This window comes from Bacillus sp. FSL H8-0516 (assembly GCF_038635285.1).
Lineage (GTDB): Bacteria > Bacillota > Bacilli > Bacillales > Bacillaceae > Bacillus > Bacillus safensis.
The window spans coordinates 1,399,592-1,419,519 of record NZ_CP152051.1 but is presented as its reverse complement, the minus strand read 5'-3'; the positions used below and the strand labels follow the sequence as shown (position 1 = coordinate 1,419,519).

The 19,928-nt window shown below is 41.3% G+C and carries 21 protein-coding genes; 8 read left to right on the top strand and 13 right to left on the bottom strand.

Annotation, left to right across the window (positions count from 1 at the left end):
- The first annotated feature begins 103 nt into the window (after positions 1–103).
- Complete coding sequence (locus tag MHB67_RS07020; protein ID WP_024424766.1) at positions 104–739, top strand: hypothetical protein; 636 nt, start codon at positions 104–106, stop codon at positions 737–739.
- A 134-nt stretch (positions 740–873) separates the two neighbouring features.
- Here the strand turns inward: MHB67_RS07020 and MHB67_RS07015 are convergent, their stop codons facing one another.
- Both MHB67_RS07015 and MHB67_RS07010 read right to left on the bottom strand, forming a co-directional pair.
- A complete protein-coding gene (locus MHB67_RS07015; protein ID WP_044334009.1) occupies positions 874–1,680 on the bottom strand; it encodes an inositol monophosphatase family protein in 807 nt (268 codons plus the stop codon).
- Positions 1,681–1,814: 134 nt separating this feature from the next.
- On the bottom strand, positions 1,815–2,003 hold the full coding sequence (locus MHB67_RS07010) for a hypothetical protein (RefSeq protein WP_024424761.1): 189 nt from the start codon (positions 2,001–2,003) through the stop codon (positions 1,815–1,817).
- Between the two features lie 278 nt (positions 2,004–2,281).
- Here MHB67_RS07010 and MHB67_RS07005 point away from each other — a divergent pair, with 278 nt between their 5' ends.
- Positions 2,282–2,917, top strand: coding sequence for a DUF1054 domain-containing protein (locus tag MHB67_RS07005; RefSeq protein WP_024426894.1), 636 nt, complete (start codon positions 2,282–2,284; stop codon positions 2,915–2,917).
- 227 nt (positions 2,918–3,144) lie between these two features.
- On the opposite strand, the gene MHB67_RS07000 is transcribed toward MHB67_RS07005, so the two are convergent.
- Entirely contained in the window at positions 3,145–3,414 is a 270-nt protein-coding gene (locus MHB67_RS07000; RefSeq protein WP_034281639.1) for a UPF0223 family protein, read from the bottom strand.
- Positions 3,415–3,604: 190 nt separating this feature from the next.
- On the opposite strand from MHB67_RS07000, the gene MHB67_RS06995 reads away from it, so the two are divergent.
- On the top strand, positions 3,605–5,077 hold the full coding sequence (locus tag MHB67_RS06995; protein ID WP_103132241.1) for an aminotransferase class I/II-fold pyridoxal phosphate-dependent enzyme: 1,473 nt from the start codon (positions 3,605–3,607) through the stop codon (positions 5,075–5,077).
- A gap of 43 nt (positions 5,078–5,120) precedes the next feature.
- Here MHB67_RS06995 and MHB67_RS06990 read toward each other — a convergent pair whose 3' ends face one another.
- Positions 5,121–5,240 carry a GapA-binding peptide SR1P gene (locus tag MHB67_RS06990; RefSeq protein ID WP_003212464.1) on the bottom strand — a complete coding sequence of 40 codons (120 nt, stop codon included), beginning with the start codon at positions 5,238–5,240 and terminating at the stop codon, positions 5,121–5,123.
- A gap of 316 nt (positions 5,241–5,556) precedes the next feature.
- On the opposite strand from MHB67_RS06990, the gene MHB67_RS06985 reads away from it, so the two are divergent.
- Positions 5,557–5,937 (top strand): hypothetical protein, encoded by a 381-nt coding sequence (locus tag MHB67_RS06985; RefSeq protein WP_223250976.1) that lies wholly within the window; start codon positions 5,557–5,559, stop codon positions 5,935–5,937.
- 126 nt (positions 5,938–6,063) lie between these two features.
- Here MHB67_RS06985 and lpdA read toward each other — a convergent pair whose 3' ends face one another.
- The 5 genes from lpdA to MHB67_RS06960 all read right to left on the bottom strand — a co-directional run bounded on the left by lpdA (position 6,064) and on the right by MHB67_RS06960 (position 12,103).
- Positions 6,064–7,476: a dihydrolipoyl dehydrogenase gene (gene lpdA / locus MHB67_RS06980; RefSeq protein WP_024426892.1), complete on the bottom strand. Its 1,413-nt coding sequence runs from the start codon at positions 7,474–7,476 to the stop codon at positions 6,064–6,066.
- 4 nt (positions 7,477–7,480) lie between these two features.
- Positions 7,481–8,821: a dihydrolipoamide acetyltransferase family protein gene (locus MHB67_RS06975; RefSeq protein WP_024426891.1), complete on the bottom strand. Its 1,341-nt coding sequence runs from the start codon at positions 8,819–8,821 to the stop codon at positions 7,481–7,483.
- Positions 8,822–8,928: 107 nt separating this feature from the next.
- Entirely contained in the window at positions 8,929–9,906 is a 978-nt protein-coding gene (gene pdhB / locus MHB67_RS06970; RefSeq protein ID WP_012009824.1) for a pyruvate dehydrogenase complex E1 component subunit beta, read from the bottom strand.
- 3 nt (positions 9,907–9,909) lie between these two features.
- Entirely contained in the window at positions 9,910–11,025 is a 1,116-nt protein-coding gene (gene pdhA, locus MHB67_RS06965; protein ID WP_024424754.1) for a pyruvate dehydrogenase (acetyl-transferring) E1 component subunit alpha, read from the bottom strand.
- A gap of 409 nt (positions 11,026–11,434) precedes the next feature.
- Complete coding sequence (locus MHB67_RS06960) at positions 11,435–12,103, bottom strand: YkyA family protein (protein WP_044334002.1); 669 nt, start codon at positions 12,101–12,103, stop codon at positions 11,435–11,437.
- 234 nt (positions 12,104–12,337) lie between these two features.
- Here MHB67_RS06960 and MHB67_RS06955 point away from each other — a divergent pair, with 234 nt between their 5' ends.
- Positions 12,338–12,529 carry a YjcZ family sporulation protein gene (locus MHB67_RS06955; protein ID WP_029706718.1) on the top strand — a complete coding sequence of 64 codons (192 nt, stop codon included), beginning with the start codon at positions 12,338–12,340 and terminating at the stop codon, positions 12,527–12,529.
- 111 nt (positions 12,530–12,640) lie between these two features.
- A complete protein-coding gene (gene def, locus MHB67_RS06950; RefSeq protein ID WP_024424751.1) occupies positions 12,641–13,198 on the top strand; it encodes a peptide deformylase in 558 nt (185 codons plus the stop codon).
- Positions 13,199–13,237: 39 nt separating this feature from the next.
- On the opposite strand, the gene MHB67_RS06945 is transcribed toward def, so the two are convergent.
- The gene (locus MHB67_RS06945) at positions 13,238–14,017 is read right to left on the bottom strand and encodes a Cof-type HAD-IIB family hydrolase (RefSeq protein ID WP_342492870.1); all 780 of its coding nucleotides are present in this window, start codon (positions 14,015–14,017) and stop codon (positions 13,238–13,240) included.
- A 397-nt stretch (positions 14,018–14,414) separates the two neighbouring features.
- Between MHB67_RS06945 and MHB67_RS06940 the strand changes: the two genes are divergently transcribed.
- Both MHB67_RS06940 and rnjA read left to right on the top strand, forming a co-directional pair.
- Positions 14,415–14,624: a DNA-directed RNA polymerase subunit epsilon gene (locus tag MHB67_RS06940; protein ID WP_008345114.1), complete on the top strand. Its 210-nt coding sequence runs from the start codon at positions 14,415–14,417 to the stop codon at positions 14,622–14,624.
- Positions 14,625–14,629: 5 nt separating this feature from the next.
- Positions 14,630–16,297, top strand: coding sequence for a ribonuclease J1 (gene rnjA / locus MHB67_RS06935; protein WP_012009818.1), 1,668 nt, complete (start codon positions 14,630–14,632; stop codon positions 16,295–16,297).
- Between the two features lie 98 nt (positions 16,298–16,395).
- On the opposite strand, the gene ade is transcribed toward rnjA, so the two are convergent.
- The 3 genes from ade to MHB67_RS06920 all read right to left on the bottom strand — a co-directional run bounded on the left by ade (position 16,396) and on the right by MHB67_RS06920 (position 19,927).
- Positions 16,396–18,123, bottom strand: a complete 1,728-nt coding sequence (ade, locus tag MHB67_RS06930; RefSeq protein ID WP_342492869.1) for an adenine deaminase — start codon at positions 18,121–18,123, stop codon at positions 16,396–16,398.
- Between the two features lie 261 nt (positions 18,124–18,384).
- The gene (locus MHB67_RS06925) at positions 18,385–19,053 is read right to left on the bottom strand and encodes a TrkA family potassium uptake protein (protein ID WP_008345123.1); all 669 of its coding nucleotides are present in this window, start codon (positions 19,051–19,053) and stop codon (positions 18,385–18,387) included.
- 37 nt (positions 19,054–19,090) lie between these two features.
- Positions 19,091–19,927 carry a gamma-glutamylcyclotransferase family protein gene (locus MHB67_RS06920; protein WP_122631281.1) on the bottom strand — a complete coding sequence of 279 codons (837 nt, stop codon included), beginning with the start codon at positions 19,925–19,927 and terminating at the stop codon, positions 19,091–19,093.
- Between the last annotated feature and the right edge of the window lies 1 nt (position 19,928).

The window sequence follows — 19,928 nt, the reverse complement described above, 5'->3', positions numbered from 1 at the left end:
CAAAATCAAACATAAAGTTACAATTTTCCTATTCTTCCACAAAGTTTCTCATGGTATGCTTTTCTTGCAACAAAATTTAACAGAAAAGGGAGAGAAAAGAAGCATGAAGAAGTTTTTGAGCAAATCGCTCAGCTCTGTTGTATTTTTCGCTTTAGCTATCATTCTTACTTTCACAACAGTAGCTCCTGGGCAAGCAAGCGCTGCAACTTTCAAAGGCATTCCTTTTGAACAGCAGCAAATCATTAAAGAATTATTGGAGAAAAACGAGCGTGTCATCAACATTCTCATCAATTCATTTGTTGAGGAAGACAACAACTACACATTTGATGTGAAAAAAGCTGTTGAGCTCGGACTAACTGAAGAAGAAGCGGCGACTGCTGAGAAATTCTTAGATCGCGCAGCTGTTCTTACAATCGTTTTCAGTGAAAGCATCACTAAAAACGAAAAAGGGAAATTGGTTTTTGATGCAGCAAAAGCTGTTGAACTTGGTCTTACAAAAGAAGAAGCGGCTAAATTCGAAAAACTTTTCAAATCAGTGATCAGAATTGCTGATCTTGCTGGTGATGCCCTTGTTCTAGACAAAAAAGGAAACGTTGTGATTGATTCAAAAATCGCAAAAGGTCTTGGATTCAGCTCTACTGAATTACTTGTTTTCAACCAAATGCTTAAGAAAATTCCTCAAGAGCAATTGAAAACGTTCTATGATGCAGTTCAAATTGCGAAAGAAAAATTAAGCTAAGCTAGAAAAAACCCCCACCTGGTTTATCCAGATGGGGGTTTTTTATTTCAGCCAATAAAGCGTATAGACATCTGCCTTACCAAAAAGTTTCAGGAAAAACAAAAAATCACTTCATTCTTATGAAGTGATGTCGTTTATTTTTTATTTCCGCTACCTTTTATGTAATCATGCAAGATTTTTTCACAAATGGATCGATTTCCAGCCACTATACTGTTTTTGTCTAGGAATGTAAGACGTTCTCCGTGAATATTTGAGTAAACGGCCCCTACTTCATCAAGCAGTACGCAGCCCGCTGCATAATCCCACGGCGCAAGCCTTAAGGTGACATATGCGTCACTTCTGCCGCTTGCAATATAAGCAAGCTCAAGGGCAGCTGATCCAATCGTTCGTGTCCCTCTCACGTCACGCACAAGACGGGCAAATGGTTTGGCGTCAAAATAAGGGCTTTCAATCGCCCATGTCGGATTAATACCCACAATGGCTTTTTCAATCTCCACATCTTTTAATGGAGGGAGCAGGATATCGTTCATATAGGCTCCTTCTCCTTTAATGGCATGGTAGAGCTCGTCATGAATGACGTCATAAATAAGACCGATTTTCCCCACACCATTTTCAAATATCCCGATTGAAATGGCAAAGTTGCGTTTTTGATGGACAAAGTTCATTGTGCCATCGATCGGATCAATGATCCACACAATTCCATCGAGTGAGGTCACCTCTTCCCCTTGTCCCTCTTCTCCTAAAATGTGATGATCTGAAAATGTCGACTGTATTTTTTCAATAAAAAAACGTTCTGTTTCTTTATCGATATTCGTGACTAGATCATTTGGATTTGATTTTGTTTCAATTGATAGACCTTCCTGCATGGACTCTTTAATACGGCTCCCTGCTTCTTTTACCCAGAGCTTTGCAAGACGGTCAATTTCCACCCAGTTTGTCATCAGATTGTAAACCTCTTTTCTATGTAGGACCTATTTGTAATAGCATACTGATATTATGTACGTAAAAGCAAGAAAAAAGCAGCTTCATACAAAAACGAACCGATGAATTGGTTCGTTTTTACCTCACGCTGTTTTTACCCTTGAAGCTGCTCCCATTCTTTTCTTAGGCGCTCAAGCTTTCGTTTGCTGCGTTCGATTTGGATGTCATCTTTTTGTTCGATGGCTTCATGAAGCGTAGAAAGCTCATAATCAACCTCTAATCTCCACACAGCGATGCGATTTTTCTTCTCCTGTCTATAGCCCTGCTTCACGATTTGCTTCATTGGTCAACGCCCCTTCCAGAGAATGATTCATTCCTTGTCAGTTTTCATTGATAAAAATTCAATCGATAAGAGAAATGGTTCTTGCTTATATCGTATGAAGCGATCGCATAACCGCAACGACATTCTGAAAATTGTGTCTTTACCTATTAATGATGTACCACAAAATGAAAGGTTTTAAACGCTGCACCACGCCCCTTTTATCTGCCGGTGCATCTTTTTTTGAGCTTGACCCAAGCTATGATAAAATATGATCAGCGAAAAGATACAGGAGGCATAACATGAGTGAAATGCGTTTTAGAGATGAAGATTTTGAAACATTCACAGTTGATGGTTTAGATGAACGAATGACTGTATTAAAAGAAAGAGTCCGTCCAAAGCTTGAGGCACTTGGCGAACATTTTGCACCACTTCTTTCTTCTATTACAGGAGACGAAATGTTTGTACACGTCGCAAAGCATGCTAGAAGATCTGTCAACCCGCCAAATGATACATGGGTTGCTTTTGCAAACAGTAAGCGCGGATATAAAAAGCTCCCTCATTTTCAAATTGGGCTTTGGAAAACACATGTCTTTGTCTGGTTTGCGCTCATTTATGAATCTCCAGTGAAAGGTGAGTACGGCCAGCTATTTGAAAAAGAGCTAGACACCATCCAGCAGAAAATACCGCAAGATTTTGTATGGTCTAAAGATCATATGAAACCAGACGTCATGCGTCACAGCGAACTAGATTCCGAACAGTTGAAAACGCTGTTTGAACGTGTTCAAACAGTCAAGAAAGCCGAGCTTCTTTGTGGCATTCAGCTGCCTAGAGAGGAAGTCGTTCAAATGAATAATGAAGAATTTCTATCGAAAATCGAAAATGCCTTCCGCACGCTGACGTATCTATACCGCTTCACACAGAAAGAATCTGTATAAAAAAACGAGCCCTTATAGGCTCGATTCAAATTGTTGACAAAGGGCTAAAATGATTTTGATTTTAGCCCTTTGTCTTCTTTTTCAGCGTGATAGAAAACCTTTGAAGTCTAGGAAGGACGAGTACCGGCGCGGAGCGAATTTGACATTCGTGAGCACCGGCACGCAGGCCTGACACCGAATGCGAGGGTTTGTCTGCACGCTGAAACGAGCCTTTATAGGCTCGTTTTTTACATGCGTATAACGGCTGTCTCTTCTGCCTCTCTTGCGGTTTTCACTGCACGATAAGGGGAATACCCGCTTCCCTTTTCAAACGCCGCACAATGCGTTTTTTCCTCTGCTTTTGATGGCACAACCTCTTTAAATCGTTTATAAGCATCTAATAACTCCTGCTTCGCAATTCCTTTTTCATATGCTTTTTCAACAGCCTGAAAAAATGAAATGACTGCAATTTTTTCCTCTGTCGTCCAGTCGACATCCATTGGATATTGATATTCCATTTACTTGTCCCTCACTTTAACACTCATTTCTCATTTGAACTTTTATTATAGCATCTGTTTGATCAGAAACCGATTGATTTTATGCTTTACATTCCGATCAGTTCATAATATAATTCTTTTGTTTTATGCAATGAAATCTGCTGTAATTGGCACAATAATAGCAGGTATTTCGATGAAGGTGGGAAAGCAATTGTCACAACATGATACACCCTTATATACTGGACTAAAAAAACACGCAGCAACCAATCCAGTCCAATTTCACATTCCAGGCCATAAAAAAGGAGCCGGAATGGATCCTGAATTTAGAGCATTCATTGGCGACAATGCATTAAGCATTGACCTCATTAATATAGAACCTCTCGATGATTTACATTCACCTCGAGGGATGATAAAAGAAGCACAGGAGCTTGCTGCTGAAGCCTTCGGTGCTGATCATACGTTTTTCTCCATTCAAGGCACAAGCGGCGCTATCATGACAATGGTGATGACGGTATGCGGGCCCGGGGATAAAATCATCGTTCCGCGTAATGTCCATAAATCAATTATGTCCGCGATTGTATTTTCTGGCGCAGTTCCTGTTTTTATTCACCCAGAAATAGACAAAGAACTTGGCATCTCTCACGGTATTACACCTGAATCAGCCAAAAAGGCGCTCACTGAGCATCCAGATGCGAAAGGTTTGCTTGTCATTAATCCAACGTATTTTGGTATTTCAGCAGACTTAAAATCAATCGTAGACATTGCCCATTCATTTGATGTGCCTGTCCTTGTCGATGAAGCACACGGTGTGCATATACATTTTCACGATGAGCTTCCCCTCTCTGCGATGCAGGCAGGTGCCGACATGGCAGCAACAAGTGTCCATAAACTCGGCGGCTCTCTTACGCAGAGCTCTATTTTAAATATGAAGGAAGGGCTTGTTTCAAAAGACCGAGTGCAATCGATTTTGAGTATGCTGACGACAACGTCCACTTCTTATTTGCTCTTAGCGTCACTTGATGTCGCTCGAAAACGATTAGCCACTGAAGGAAAGGCACTAGCTGAAGAATCCATTCGTTTGGCTGAATCAGCGAGAGACCGCTTGAATCAAATTGAAGGCATTACCTGCATTGGCAAGGAAGTACTCGGTTCAGCTTCCACTTACGATTATGACCCAACGAAATTAATTATCTCCATTAAAGACCTTGGGTTAAACGGACATGATGTCGAAAAATGGCTGAGAGAAAGCTATCGAATTGAAGTAGAGCTCTCTGACCTTTACAACATTTTATGTATCGTTACCCCTGGCGATTCAGATGAGACAATTGATACGCTCGTGACGGCGATGCAGGAGATTGCCGCAGCCTCTACTCGTGAGAGCGGCAAACAAGCAGTAACGGAAGTGCTGCTGCCTGAGATCCCATCGCTTGCTATGACGCCGCGTGACGCCTTTTACGCTACAACGGAAGTCGTTCCATTTAAGGAAGCAGTCGGCCGCATTATCGCAGAGTTTGTGATGGTGTATCCGCCAGGTATTCCGATTTTTATACCAGGTGAAATTATCACAGAAGAAAATATATCGTATATCTTTAAAAATATTGAAATTGGTCTTCCTGTCCAAGGACCTGAAGATTCAACGCTTGAAATGATCCGTGTGATTAAGGAACAAAAACCAATTTTATAAAAAAGAAACATGCAGCCCCAAATGGAGCTGCATGCTTTTTTATTTATTCAGAGGCTTCATCACAGCAATGACAGTGACCACACGTTCCATATAGCGTTGTCACTTTTTCATTTTCAAATTGATCAATGGTTTCATTGCAATCTTGACAAATAATTGTACCCACGTACATTCCCCTTTTCTTCATTCATAGTTTGAAAGCGTTTGATCTATTTCTTATTTCTATAATATGATGTCACATTTAAGTTGTCAACGGTTAATTGTATGACACATTTAATCATTTTTTATAAATATGTGCTTTTTTCTTATCATATTGTGGGAACGTTTCAATTGTATTTTGCTTCATATCAATTCTGTAACAATTGAGTAACAATCGAAAATTGTCAAAAGGGACATGATACACTAGAGTGACTAACAGGGAACAAGCTCCTAAAAATGTTGGGACAACCCCAAATGATTTTGAGGTGAATAGATTGAATTTTATGAGGACACTTCTCATTATATTCCCCATGCTCTTTGTACTTAGTTCATGCTCATTTGCGTATATCATACCGAATCAGACCGACCAAGTCCGTCATATTCAAAAACCGAGAATTCTCTTTTTTACTGATGCAGAAAACCTTGATAAAGAAAGCCCATATTATGATGCAGTCCTCGATTTAAAAAATGAATACCCTAAGGAAATGTCAAAAATGATTGTGAAAGAAGATCGTAAAGGGTGGAAAAATGAAGTTGATGAACTGCCGGCTATTTTACTTGTCAATGATGAAAAAGTGATCGTGAAAGTGGAAGGAAATGTCCGCAGTAAACAGGAGATCTTATCGCCTTTATGTCATGCTTTAGACCGCGTCAATACAAACTAATGATATGTACCTTGCACTTATATATATCCATATGAAAAAACCCCTCACCTCATGAGGGGTTTTTCATATGGTGTTCAGGGCGCCAAAAAAACCCTCTCCTTGATGGAGAGGGTTTCATAGGTTTCATTATTTTACGATGTGGATTGGGCTTCCGATTGCTACTTCAGCCGTTTCCATTGTAATTTCACCTAATGTTGGGTGAGCGTGAATTGTCATAGCGATATCTTCAGCAGTCACTCCAGCTTCGATTGCAAGGCTAAGCTCTGAAATCATATCAGAAGCGCCAACACCTGCGATTTGAGCACCGATCACTAGACCATCCTCTTTACGAGTGATCATTTTCATGAAGCCATCAGTTGCATCAAGAGAAAGTGCACGTCCGTTCGCTGCGAATGGGAATTTCGCTGCAACGATTTCGATTCCTTCTGCTTTTGCTTCTGCTTCAGTGTATCCAACAGTTGCAAGTTCTGGCTCAGAGAATACAACAGCAGGAATACCAAGGTAATCAATTTCAGCTGGCTCTCCAGCGATTGCTTCAGCTGCAATTTTACCTTCGTAAGAAGCTTTGTGAGCAAGTGGTGGTCCATCAACGATGTCACCAATTGCATAGATGTTAGATACGCTTGTACGGCATTGTTTGTCTGTTTTGACAACTCCGCGGTCAGTCAATTCAACACCAACTTGCTCAAGACCAAGCTCATCCGTGTTTGGACGACGACCAACAGTCACAAGTACGTAATCAGCATCAACTGTTTTTTCTTCGCCTTTTACTTCGAACGTAACAGTGACACCATCAGATTTTTCTTCAACGCCTTTTGCAAGAGCGTTTGTATGGATTTCAACGTTTCCTTTTTTCTTCAGGTTACGTTTAACCAATGAGCTCATTTGCTTTTCGAAACCTGGAAGGATTTCGTCTCCACCTTCAAGGATCACAACTTCAGTTCCAAAGTTTGCATAAGCAGTACCAAGCTCAGTACCGATGTATCCACCACCGATGACAACTAACTTTTTAGGTACTTCTTTAAGCGCTAAAGCACCAGTTGAGTTGATCACGCGGTCTGTGTATTTAAAAGTAGGCAATTCAATTGGACGAGATCCAGTTGCAAGAATTGCATTTTTGAAAGTGTAAGTCTGTGCTGAATTATCATCCATTACACGTACAGAGTTGCTGTCTACGAAATAAGCTTCACCTTTGACGATGTCTACTTTATTTCCTTTAAGAAGACCTTGAACTCCACCTGTTAACTTATTAACAACAGAAGCTTTCCACTCTTGAACTTTTGTGAAATCAACTGTTACGTTTTCAGCTTTGATACCCATGTCTTCAGAATGCTTAGCATTTTCAAAACGATGGCCAGCATTGATTAGTGCTTTTGAAGGGATACAGCCAACGTTTAGACATACACCGCCAAGTGTTCCTTTTTCAACGATTGTTACTTTTTGTCCAAGCTGTGCAGCACGAATAGCAGCTACATATCCACCAGGACCTGCACCGATGACAAGAGTATCTGTTTCGATTGGGAAATCTCCTACTACCATGACATTACGCCTCCATTAAAATTAATTGTGGATCATTCAATAAACGCTTGATGTGGTTAAGGGCATTTTGCGCAGTAGCTCCGTCAATCATACGGTGGTCAAAGCTTAGGGAAAGAGCTAAGACAGGAGCTGCAACGATTTCGCCATCACGAACAACCGCTTTTTCAGCGATACGGCCAATACCAAGGATCGCTACTTCTGGGTGGTTGATGACTGGAGTAAACCATTGTCCACCAGCAGAACCGATGTTTGTGATTGTGCAAGATGCACCTTTCATTTCAGCTGGAGCCAATTTACCATCACGTGCTTTTGTTGCAAGCTCATTGATTTCGTTAGAAACTTCGAAAATCGCTTTGCGATCTGCATTTTTTACAACTGGAACTAGCAAGCCTTTTTCAGTGTCAGCTGCAATTCCGATGTTGTAGTAATGCTTTTGAACAACTTCATCTGTTTTATCATCGATAGAAGTGTTAAGTACTGGGTACTTTTTCAAAGCAGAAGTTAGAGCTTTTACAACGTAAGGCAAGTAAGTTAACTTGATTCCTTGATCAGCTGCAACTTGTTTGAATTGTTTACGATGTGCAACAAGGTTTGTTACATCAACTTCATCCATTAATGTTACGTGAGGAGCTGTATGCTTAGAGTTCACCATTGCTTTTGCGATTGCTTTGCGGATTCCGCTCATTTTCTCGCGAGTTTCTGGGAATTCTCCTTCAAGAACTGGAGCTGCTGCCGCTTTAGGAGCTGCTTCTTCTTTCGCACTTTCAGCTGCTTGAGGTGCTGCTTCTTGAGCTGCAGAACCACCATTAACGAAGCTGTCGATATCTTCTTTTAACACACGGCCGTTTTTACCAGAACCTGCAACTTTGTAAATTTCAACGCCTTTTTCGCGAGCATATTTACGTACAGATGGCATAGCGATCACGCGTTTGTTTGGATCAGCGTCTACTTGCTCTTGTGCGCCTGCACCAGTTGCTGCTGCCGCTTCTTCTTGTGCTACTTCTTTCTTCTCTGGCTCGTTACCAGCTTCAGCAGTACCTTGTACTTGAGCTTCAGTTTTTGCTTCGCCTTCTTCTTCGCTGCCTTTAAATTGAAGATTTTCGTAACCAGGTGCATCAAACGTAATGATTGTTTGTCCTACAGTTGCAACTGTTCCCTCTTCAACTTTTAATTCTAATACTTTTCCTTTAACAGGTGAAGGAATTTCTACAACTGCTTTATCATTTTGTACCTCTGCTAAAACGTCATCTTCATTGATTTCGTCGTTTGGTTTAACAAACCACTTAACGATCTCACCTTCGTGGATACCTTCTCCGATGTCCGGAAGTTTAAATTCAAATGCCACTGTTTTTCGCCTCCTAGATTTTGTTGAACCCTTGTTGTGTATATTTACACGGTCATGTAATTGATAAAGGGGAAGAGAAATAAATTCTTTTCCCCTCTGTCATTTAATTAAAATTCAAGAACTTTCTTCGCTGTTTCAAGTACATCTTTATGGTTTGGAAGCCATACGCTCTCAGCTTGAGAGAAAGCAAATACAGTATCAGGTGCAGCTACACGAAGTACTGGTGCTTCCAAGCTAAGGATCGCTCTGTCATTGATTTCAGCTACTACGTTTGCAGCAATACCAGCTTGTTTTTGTGCTTCTTGAACAACGATCGCACGGCCTGTTTTTTCAACAGAAGCGATGATTGTTTCAATATCAAGCGGGCTTACTGTGCGAAGGTCGATCACTTCAGCAGAAACGCCTTCTTTTTCTAGCTCTTCAGCAGCTTTTAGTGATTCGTGAACCATTGCACCGTAAGTGATGATTGAAAGGTCAGAACCTTCACGTTTCACGTCAGCTTTACCGATTTCAATTGTGTACTCTTCTTCAGGAACTTCCTGACGGAAAGAACGATAAAGTTTCATATGCTCAAGGAATACTACAGGATCGTTGTCACGAATTGCAGAAATTAAAAGTCCTTTTGCATCGTAAGGTGTTGAAGGAATAACAACCTTGATACCAGGCTGTTGTGCGATAAGACCTTCTAAGCTGTCAGCGTGAAGCTCAGGTGTGTGAACTCCCCCGCCGAATGGAGAACGGATTGTCACTGGAGAATGCCAGCGTCCGCCAGAACGGTAACGCATACGAGCCATTTGTCCAGAAACAGAATCTAATACTTCGTATACGAATCCGAAGAATTGAATTTCCATTACCGGGCGGAATTCTTGTAGTCCAAGGCCAATAGCAAGACCGCCAATACCAGATTCAGCAAGTGGAGTATCGAATACACGATCCTCACCAAACTCTTTTTGCAATCCTTCAGTCGCACGGAATACGCCGCCGTTTTTACCAACGTCTTCTCCGAAAACGAGAACGTTTTCGTCATTTTTCAGTTCTGTGCGTAACGCATCAGTGATCGCTTGAATCATTGTCATTTGCGCCATGGCTTACTTCGACTCCTTCTGTTTGTAAATTTCAAGCTGTTCAACTAAGTTGAATGGTTTTACATCGTACATGTTTTCAATCAAGTCAGTGACTTTTTGCTTAGGCTGTTCGTCAGCTTCTTTGATCGCTTGTTTGATTTGTTCTTTTGCATCTTCAATCACTTTATTCTCTTCTTCTTCAGACCATAGGCCTTTGTTTTCCAAGAATTTGCGGTAGCGTACCAATGGATCTTTTTGCTCCCACTCGTTTTCATCTTCTTTTGTACGATATCTTGTTGGATCGTCACCAGCCATTGTATGTGGGCCGTAACGGAATGTAAGAGTTTCGATTAATGTTGGACCTTCACCATTTACAGCGCGCTCACGAGCTTCAGCAGTTGCTGCATAAACAGCTAATGCATCCATACCGTCAACTTGTACGCCTACGATACCAGCTGCAGCTGCTTTTTGTGCAATTGTTTGTGCAGCAGACTGCTTTTCAACAGGTGTAGAGATCGCATATCTGTTGTTTTGGACAACAAAAATCGCTGGCGCTTTGTAAGCCCCTGCAAAGTTAATACCTTCGTAGAAATCACCTTGTGAAGCTCCACCGTCACCAGTGTAAGTGATTGCAACAGCTTTTTTACCGCGCTTTTTCAAACCAAGAGCTACACCAGCAGCTTGAATGATTTGAGCACCGATAATGATTTGTGGTGAAAGTGCATTCACATCTTCAGGCATTTGGTTACCAACAAAGTGTCCGCGAGAGAACAAGAATGCTTTTGTTAGCGGAAGACCATGCCAGATTAATTGTGGTACGTCACGATATCCTGGAAGAATGAAATCTTCTTTCTCAAGTGCAAAGTGAGTTGCAAGCTGAGAAGCCTCTTGTCCAGCTGTTGGCGCGTAGAAGCCAAGACGGCCTTGACGGTTCAATGAAATTGAACGTTGATCTAATACTCGTGTAAACACCATACGGCGCATTAATTCTTTTAATTGGTCATCTGAAAGATCCGGCATTGCCGCTTCGTTTACGACTTCGCCTTTTTCGTTTAAAATTTGAAACGTTTCAAACTGCTTTTTGATGGCATCAAATTGCTTTTTGCTATCAACAATTGCTTTTTTTGTTTTTGCAGCCATTCTAAAGTCACCTCTTCCTTTCTTTTAACAGTCCATTTGTCGTGAATCCATTTATACATACAGATATAGGATAACCCAAAATACTCATATGACTCCTGTATATAATAGCCACTAAGATCGTTGTCGAAACATTGGTTGACCACTCGTTTTTGAGCCCTTCTAACTGTATTAACGATAGTTCACAAAAAACTAATACAACTTCTGTTAACAAGGAATAGTTTACAACAAGAAAAATAGTCCGTCAATTGATTTAACGGCTTTATTTAAATAAATGTATTCGCTTTACTTTTTATGGTGAACTGTATCAATCTGTTTAACAAACAACCTAATCTGTACTAGTATAGAGTGTACTACTGTACTACAATAGAAAATGTTTGTTTTTGTCGAAAAATAAAAAAAGAGCTGTTTTTCAGCTCTTTTTCGACTCTTGATCTGCTGCTTTATACAAAGCCTTTTTATGATCATTCAATTGATCTGTATATCGATTGAACTTCTTACTTTCTTTTCTAACTTTGCTATATAAACGATTCACGGTCTTCAGCTTTGACTTCAGTTCTTCATATCCGAGATCCTTTTTCTTCAAAGATTGATACAAATGCTGGTCTTGTTTCAGCGCCTTTTGATACTCCTTGTAAAGCTGATCATATGACGCATATCGTTTCTCAATCGATTTGACCGTTTGATCTGCTTTCTCTTTTAACTCCGCATCTTGCAATCGTGCAGCAGATTCCTTTACCGTTTTCAATTCTTTTTTCGATTCATCCATACTGTCTTTTTCTGTTTTTAAATGTTCTTCTCGTTTCGCTGCCGATGCTAACGCCTGATCAGAAAGGCTTGCCACTGTTTTTGTATGGTCCTTTGTTGTTTGAATCATTTTTTTATACAGCTTCTGCTCTTTTTCTTCATAGCTTTGCAGTGTACCTTGCTCTTTTTCGAAGGATGCTTCTTTTTCACTCATTTTCGTCATTGCGTCCTGCATATCATTAAACGGACTTTGACCTCCGCACCCTGTCAGCAAAAGGGTACATATCCCCGCTAAAGCAGCACCTGCTTTCATGCTTCTTTTCATCTGTCTCATGACAAGGTCCCCCCTTTACATCTCCACATACCACTATAATTTTTATAGACGTTTGTGACAAGGGAAGAGGTCAATCAGATGAGGCGGAGAAGATTTTTTTCAAGCAATAGGCGCATGACTATACAAATAGTGCATTCATACATAGTTTATATTACACGCTTCGCCTTCACTTATGAGAGGCCAAGTGTATTTCCAAAGGAGGTCAAAAGTATGTCTAATTATAGTCATGGAAGTATGTATGGTGGATACGGCGGTTACGGGTATGGATTCGGTGGTGGATATGGCGGCGGCTGTTGTTACCCAAGTTATGGCGGTGGATACGGATGCGGATACGGCGGCGGACGTACATTCGCTTTAATCGTTGTGCTTTTCATCCTATTAATTATCGTTGGCGCAGCATTCTTAGGCGGCGGTGGCTGCTGCTAAGGCTGTTTAAGCCTCTGACCGGTCTCATAGGACCGGTCTTCTTTATTTCATTGCATATGTTGTGTATCATTTTATATACTTTACATACAAAGGAAATAGGAGTGAAGTTTTGTGATTACCATGGATGATATCGTAAGGGACGGACATCCCGTCTTAAGACAAACAGCTGAAGCGGTCGAGCTCCCGCCGACAGAAGAGGAAAAACAGCAATTAGCTGACATGATCGAATTCGTCAAAAACAGTCAGGATGCTGACATTGCTGAAAAATACGGACTAAGACCCGGCGTTGGATTGGCAGCTCCGCAAATCAATATTAGTAAACGAATGATCGCTGTTCACTGTGAGGATGAAGACGGAGAAGAATACAGCTATGCTCTGTTCAACCCGCGTATTGTCAGTCATTCAGTCAAAAGAGCTTATTTAGCGACTGGTGAAGGCTGCTTATCAGTTGATGAAGCCATCCCTGGATTTGTTCCTCGATATCAAAAAATCAGGGTCAAGGCCACTACGCTTGAAGGAGAGGACATTGATATCCGTCTAAAAGGGTTCCCTGCCATTGTCTTTCAGCACGAAATTGACCATTTAAATGGCATTATGTTTTATGATCATATTCAAAAGGATCAGCCATTCGCTGAGCCAGAAAACTCTGTTGCGATCGGCAGATCATAACATAAAAAAGAAGACCCGGCGATCTAAGGGTCTTCTTTTTTATTCTCCAATGAGGCCAAGATGGGTCAATGCATGGAATATGCCGTCCTCATCTACTGGCTTTGTCACAAAATCAGCCAATGCTTTCAGTTCACTCACAGCATTTCCCATCGCCACGCCTGTTCCAGCAAACGAAATCATTTCTCTATCGTTCAGTCCGTCTCCAAAGGCAATGGTATCCTTTTGATCATAAGGAAGTCTTTCGATGACTCGTTTGATTCCTTCAGCTTTTGATCCCCCTTTTGGCAGAACGTCTGTTGACAGCTCATGCCATCTGACAAGGTCAATTTCTTCGCGGAATGCCTTATACTCCACTTCCTCTTCTGCCTTACAAAATAACAGCATTTGAAAAATGTCGTTTTCTTTAAAGAAAGATACATCGTGCTCAGGATGCTCTGTTTTTAAAGTACCGATTCCTTCATGGATAAACGGATGATTCGGCACAGACGCCTTCATCGTTTCTTCTCCCATAAAAACAAGCGGATGATCATGACGATCCGCTGTTTCATAAATCCGCTCCATCAGCTCCTGCTTCAGCGGATTGCCGTAAATAACGTCTCTCTCATACATGACATACTGACCGTTATAAGCAATGAATGAGTCAAGCCCTAATTCTTCTAAAATGGGCCGAATCAGAAAAGGAGAACGCCCAGATGCAATAAAGAGATGATGACCTTTTTCTTTTAATAAATGAACCGCTCGCTTCGTTGACTCAGGTATATTTTTATCATGGTCATATAAAGTACCGTCGATATCAAAGAAGATGACTTTTTTATTCATATCTCGCCCTCCTGCTCTTCGTTATGTATACACACTCCCTTTCATCATACAGAAAGATTTCCGCTTTCGAAACCAATTCCTTTTGAAAGCGCCCATTTCCCACATATAACCATGTAACATTCAATAGAAACATCATATAATACAAGTATATAGAGAGACCGGAACACGCTGGTTAAGCTTACTTCAACCCGAAAGGAGGCGGCATGTGATGCTTCGTCGTCTGCGTAAGAAAATTCGAAGACAATGGAAGGACATGCTTCGTAAAAAATCGATTGCTTAAAGGGATCTTCCGCACATTTGCCGAAGGTCCTTTTTTCTCAGAGACTTTTCTTATGCGCGTTTTTTTAATATAATAGAATAAGCGAGTGTAACATACGGTATTTAAGGAGAGATTTGGATGATATATAAGGTATTTTTTCAGGCAAGTACTACTGAGGTACCTGTAAGAGAACACACAGATTCACTATACGTTGAAGCGGTTTCCGAAAGAGACGTACGCGATAAGTTGAAAAAACATAACTACAACATTGAATTCATTCAGCCTGTAGACGGTGCTTTTTTAGACTATGAACGAGAAAGTGAAAATTTTAAAGTATTGGAGCTATGAGAGGAATGAAATTTGTTAAAAACGATCAGGCGGCAGTTTTTGCGCTCGGCGGTTTAGGCGAGATCGGTAAAAACACGTATGGCGTTCAATTTCAAGATGAAATCATTTTAATTGATGCAGGTATTAAGTTTCCTGAAGACGAGCTTCTTGGAATTGACTACGTCATCCCTGACTATACGTACTTAGTTAAAAACGAAGATAAAATCAAAGGTCTTTTCATCACTCACGGACATGAAGACCACATCGGCGGTATCCCTTACCTTCTCAAGCAAGTGAATATTCCAGTTTACGGCGGCAAACTCGCAATCGGCCTACTTCGTAATAAATTGGAAGAGCACGGTCTCTTGAGACAAACAAAACTTCATATTTTTGAAGAAGAAGATACCATTAAATTTAGAAAAACAGCTGTGTCTTTCTTTAGAACGACACACAGTATTCCAGATTCTTATGGAATTGTCGTCAAGACACCTCCTGGTAACATCGTACATACAGGTGATTTCAAGTTTGACTTTACTCCTGTTGGCGAGCCTGCCAATTTAACCAAAATGGCTGAGATCGGAAAAGAAGGCGTTCTTTGTCTTTTATCTGATAGTACAAACAGTGAAATCCCAGAATTTACGATGTCTGAAAGACGCGTAGGTGAAAGCATTGATGACATCTTCAGAAAAGTCGATGGACGCATCATCTTTGCCACGTTTGCTTCCAACATTCACAGACTTCAGCAAGTGATTGAGTCTGCTGTTGCCAACGGCAGAAAAGTCGCTGTATTTGGACGCAGTATGGAGTCTGCTATTGATATTGGTCAAGATCTTGGCTATATTAAATGTCCAAAAAACACGTTTATTGAACATAATGAAATCAACCGCCTTCCGGCAAACAAAGTGACCATTCTTTGTACTGGAAGCCAGGGTGAACCGATGGCAGCTCTTTCTCGTATTGCGAACGGTACTCACCGCCAGATTTCTATTAACCCTGGAGACACTGTTGTCTTCTCATCTTCACCGATCCCAGGTAACAATATTAGTGTAAGCCGCACCATTAACCAGCTTTATCGTGCAGGTGCTGAGGTCATTCATGGCTCGCTTAATAATATTCATACATCTGGTCACGGCGGACAAGAAGAACAAAAACTCATGCTCCGTTTAATTAAACCAAAATTCTTTATGCCGATTCACGGTGAATACCGCATGCAAAAAACGCATATCAAGCTTGCGAATGATTGCGGCATCCCTGAGGAAAACTGCTTTATCATGGATAACGGTGAAGTTCTTGCACTGAAAGGTGACGAAGCAAGTGTCGCTGGCAAAATTCCATCAGGCAACGTGTATATCGACGGAAGCGGTATTGGCGATATCGGAAACATCGTTTTAAGAGACCGCCGCATTCTTTCTGAAGAAGGTCTTGTCATTGTCGTCGTGAGCATGGACATGAAAGAATTCAAAATCTCTGCTGGTCCTGATTTGATCTCAAGAGGTTTTGTCTACATGAGAGAATCTGGAGATCTGATTAACGATGCACAGGATTTAATTTCGAAGCATCTTGAAAAAGTAATGGAACGTAAGACAACTCAGTGGTCTGAAATTAAGAACGAAATTACTGACACCCTTGCACCTTTCCTTTATGAAAAAACAAGACGCCGTCCAATGATCCTACCGATTATTATGGAAGTGTAACCATAAAAAGAGACACAAGCCGCTTGGCTGTGTCTCTTTTTTTCACTATTCATTGAAAAAAGCGCATATATACAAGGTACACATGCGGTTTCTCATTTTTATTGAATTGGGAGATGCTGAAAGCTTCTGACATCAAACAAACCCTTTGTCGTCATTTTCACATCAGGAATGACTGGGAGTGCCAAGAAGGACAGCGTCAAAAATGGATTAAAATCTAAAGTAAAGCCTGTTTCTTTCAACGCTTCATGGAGTGCATGAAGGCTTTCATTTACAAGATGTGCTGGCTGATCTGAAAGTAAACCAGAGATCGGTAATGGCAGCGTATGAAGAGACTGGCCCTCTTTGACAACCGTCAAACCGCCCCCTGCTTCTTTTAATGCGTCAATGGCTTTCACGATATCAGCATCATTTGTGCCAACCGCAATTAAATTGTGAGAATCATGCGCAACCGTTGTTGCAATTGCGCCCTTTTCTAATCCAAAGCCGCTGACAACCCCTATCCCCATTTCAGATAAGCCTTGATGGCGTTCGACAAGCACCATTTTTAATACATCTCTTTCTGTATCACTAGTGAATTGTCCGTTCGTTTCTGAAGGAGAGATTTGTTCTAATTTTGTTTCTAGCTGATTCGGAATAATGCGGATGACATTCATTTTTTGATGAGCTGTGATAGGCAGAGCCAGATCCTGCTCTCGAACGTCTTTAGCATGAACAGATTGTAATAAGGCTGGACTTGGTGCAATTTTTTCGACACTTGGCTTGTACTCTCCATGCTGCGCCACCAATTCTCCTGCAATAAATACGCTGGTGATGTCTACTTGATGAAGATCAGAGACAAGCATAAAATCAGCATCAAAGCCTGGCGCAATGGCTCCCTTTGTTTTGAGGCCAAAGCACTCCGCTGCGTTTAAACTTCCCATTTGATACGCTAAAAATGGGTCTAACCCTTCTTTTATAGACATACGTACTTGTTCATCAATACTTCCTTCAGCCATTAAATCATCTAAATGTTTATCATCGGTACAAAAGAAAAAACGTCTCGCATTCTTTTCATTCACAGCTGGTAAAACGTTTTTCACGTTTTTGGCAACAGAGCCTTCTCTCAGCATGACATACATGCCTCGTTTTACACGTTCAAGGGCTTCGCCGGCTGTTGTTACCTCGTGATCTGTTTGGACACTAGCTGTGCGGTAAACGTTTATTAATCGGTCCGTTAAGCCTGCTAGATGACCATCAATCAATTTATTCTCATTTTGAGCATCAAGCAGTTTTTGAAGCATATCTTCTTCCGCCTGCTCCACACTGACGTAATCCATCACCTCGGCAAGACCAAGAACCTCTTTCTCTTGATACAAAGGCTTTAAATCTTTCGCTTTTAAAACAGCACCTGATCGCTCAAAACTAACTGCCGGTACGCAGGATGGCAGCATGAAATAAATATTTAAGGCAGCTTTTCTCGCTTCTTCCAGCATAAAACGGATGCCTGTGATCCCTGACACATTGGCAATTTCATGCGGGTCTGTTACGACAGTTGTCACACCGCGCGGGACGACAGTTTTGGAGAATTCAGCAGGGGTAACCATGGAGGACTCGATATGAACGTGGCCATCAATAAAACCGGGTACAAGCATTTGACCTGCTGCATCCAGCTCCTGTTCTCCCTCGTACTCTCCAATCCCTACTATTTGTCCATTTTCAACAGCGACATCAGCGTCTAGCCATTCCTGGTTAAACACGTCCATAACCTTCGCATGTTTAATCACTAGGGCTGCTTTTTTTCTCTTTGCAGCTACCTCAATTTGATGTCTGAAAAGCTCCTTATCCAACGACACTGCCTCCTCCAAGTAAACAATATAATGTTTCTTATCGTAAACGAATCTGTTTGCCCAGTCAATGACATTTAGAGAAAATCATCCAGATAAAAAGACTGATTTTTATTTCTGAATAGTGATAATTGCATGAAAAATATGATGATTGACTTTAGCTGTTTATGCAGAACAAAACAGCCCTTTTAAATGTCTTCTTCCCTCTTCACTGTCCACCTCATGTGTACACAATCATATAAAAAAACACCCTGCCCAGGGTGTTTAATAATCGTTCTGCATTTCTCGTTTTTCAAAGCGTCCGATATCGGCAACTGCCCCAATGACAATCAGAATATCTTCTTTTTGAATCATTTCATCTGCGAGCGGTGAAACAATCACTTCTTTTCCACGCTTAATCGCCACAATATTAATGCCATATCTCGCTCTAATATCGAGATCTAAAAGAGAATGTCCTGCAAGCCTGCTGTTAGCAACGATTTCAATGAGGCTGTACTCATCTGACAGCTCAAGATAATCTAATACGTTATTGGAGATGATTTTATGTGCAATTCGTCTGCCCATGTCCCGCTCTGGATGAACGATGCGGTCAGCCCCAATTTTATTTAGTACCTTTTCGTGATAGTCGTTTTGCGCCTTTACTGTGACCATTTTGACGCCAAGCTCTTTCAGCATGATCGTCGTTAAAATACTGGCCTGAATGTTTTCACCAATCGCAACGATGACATGATCAAAATTGCGAATGCCGAGATTTTTTAAAACAGATTCGTCCGTCGAATCACCAATGACCGCATGTGACGCAATTTTCGCGTATTCGTTCACTCGATCTTCATTCATATCCATGGCCATGACTTCAAGTCCTTCTTCGCTCAGCGCCTTGCAAATACTTCCGCCAAAGCGTCCAAGACCAATGACTGCATATTCCTTTTTCATGTTCAGACTCCTTTTATCTCACTTACCATGCATTTTACTACGGTTTGATTAACGAATCCATATGCGAGCGAATTTTTTTGCGGAACGCTTCACTTAAGTAAAGATCTGCTCCTTTTTCAATTTCACTGCGGTAATGACCTGGCGGAGCCATTTCTTCGCTCTTTTGAAGAACTAAAAAGGTTAAACAGTCTGCATATATTTGATCACCTATTTTGACATCGACAAAAGCTGGACGATATGTGCCCTCATAGACGCCTTCTCGTTTGTACAAATATCGAATGGCATCAAAAGGAACCTCATATAAAACGCCCTCTGTTTCTCCGCCGTCTTCTACCATATCGGCTCTTGATCCATCAGGCCTTACCAACGTAAATCTAGTTGTAAAGCCGTTCAGTGCACCGCCGCCGATGATTTGTTTAAAATAATGATCAACTTCCGCCAGTTTAAATCTTGCATCATCCATACAGGAGCCATAGGCAAAATAATAGAAGGATGCCGGCTTCTGCTGCCACAGTCTATATTCCTTCCAGCAGCCGCTCTCGATCTCCTTCAGCGCTGATGCCTTCTGCTTTGGTAAAGTGTATGTAACAGCCGCCACCAGCCCTTGGTCTGTCATGACATCGACCACCTGCTTGTCATACCCTTCCTCAAGAAAATCTATCTTATTCAGCGTGCTTACGGTTACCTCGTACAATTCTCCATATACTGTGCTTTTCTCTTCTAGAACGCACGCAGGGTATCCTTGACCTGTATCATAGATTCTGCCGCTGATCCAAGCTGATTTAGCTAATGGCCTGCTTTCTTTCATATACGACTCGTGGTGCTCTTCATGCTGCAAAAGCGTCCCATATACAAATAAAGCTTTCACCTTCATG

What these genes read in the sequence shown, in the direction of transcription:
- MHB67_RS07020 (WP_024424766.1), top strand. Translation starts at nt 104, where the DNA reads ATGAAGAAGTTTTTGAGCAAATCGCTCAGCTCTGTTGTATTTTTCGCT.
- MHB67_RS07015 (WP_044334009.1), bottom strand. Translation starts at nt 1,680, where the DNA reads ATGACAAACTGGGTGGAAATTGACCGTCTTGCAAAGCTCTGGGTAAAA.
- MHB67_RS07010 (WP_024424761.1), bottom strand. Translation starts at nt 2,003, where the DNA reads ATGAAGCAAATCGTGAAGCAGGGCTATAGACAGGAGAAGAAAAATCGC.
- MHB67_RS07005 (WP_024426894.1), top strand. Translation starts at nt 2,282, where the DNA reads ATGAGTGAAATGCGTTTTAGAGATGAAGATTTTGAAACATTCACAGTT.
- MHB67_RS07000 (WP_034281639.1), bottom strand. Translation starts at nt 3,414, where the DNA reads ATGGAATATCAATATCCAATGGATGTCGACTGGACGACAGAGGAAAAA.
- MHB67_RS06985 (WP_223250976.1), top strand. Translation starts at nt 5,557, where the DNA reads ATGAGGACACTTCTCATTATATTCCCCATGCTCTTTGTACTTAGTTCA.
- lpdA (WP_024426892.1), bottom strand. Translation starts at nt 7,476, where the DNA reads ATGGTAGTAGGAGATTTCCCAATCGAAACAGATACTCTTGTCATCGGT.
- pdhB (WP_012009824.1), bottom strand. Translation starts at nt 9,906, where the DNA reads ATGGCGCAAATGACAATGATTCAAGCGATCACTGATGCGTTACGCACA.
- pdhA (WP_024424754.1), bottom strand. Translation starts at nt 11,025, where the DNA reads ATGGCTGCAAAAACAAAAAAAGCAATTGTTGATAGCAAAAAGCAATTT.
- MHB67_RS06960 (WP_044334002.1), bottom strand. Translation starts at nt 12,103, where the DNA reads ATGAGACAGATGAAAAGAAGCATGAAAGCAGGTGCTGCTTTAGCGGGG.
- MHB67_RS06955 (WP_029706718.1), top strand. Translation starts at nt 12,338, where the DNA reads ATGTATGGTGGATACGGCGGTTACGGGTATGGATTCGGTGGTGGATAT.
- MHB67_RS06945 (WP_342492870.1), bottom strand. Translation starts at nt 14,017, where the DNA reads ATGAATAAAAAAGTCATCTTCTTTGATATCGACGGTACTTTATATGAC.
- MHB67_RS06940 (WP_008345114.1), top strand. Translation starts at nt 14,415, where the DNA reads ATGATATATAAGGTATTTTTTCAGGCAAGTACTACTGAGGTACCTGTA.
- rnjA (WP_012009818.1), top strand. Translation starts at nt 14,630, where the DNA reads ATGAAATTTGTTAAAAACGATCAGGCGGCAGTTTTTGCGCTCGGCGGT.
- MHB67_RS06925 (WP_008345123.1), bottom strand. Translation starts at nt 19,053, where the DNA reads ATGAAAAAGGAATATGCAGTCATTGGTCTTGGACGCTTTGGCGGAAGT.
- MHB67_RS06920 (WP_122631281.1), bottom strand. Translation starts at nt 19,927, where the DNA reads ATGAAGGTGAAAGCTTTATTTGTATATGGGACGCTTTTGCAGCATGAA.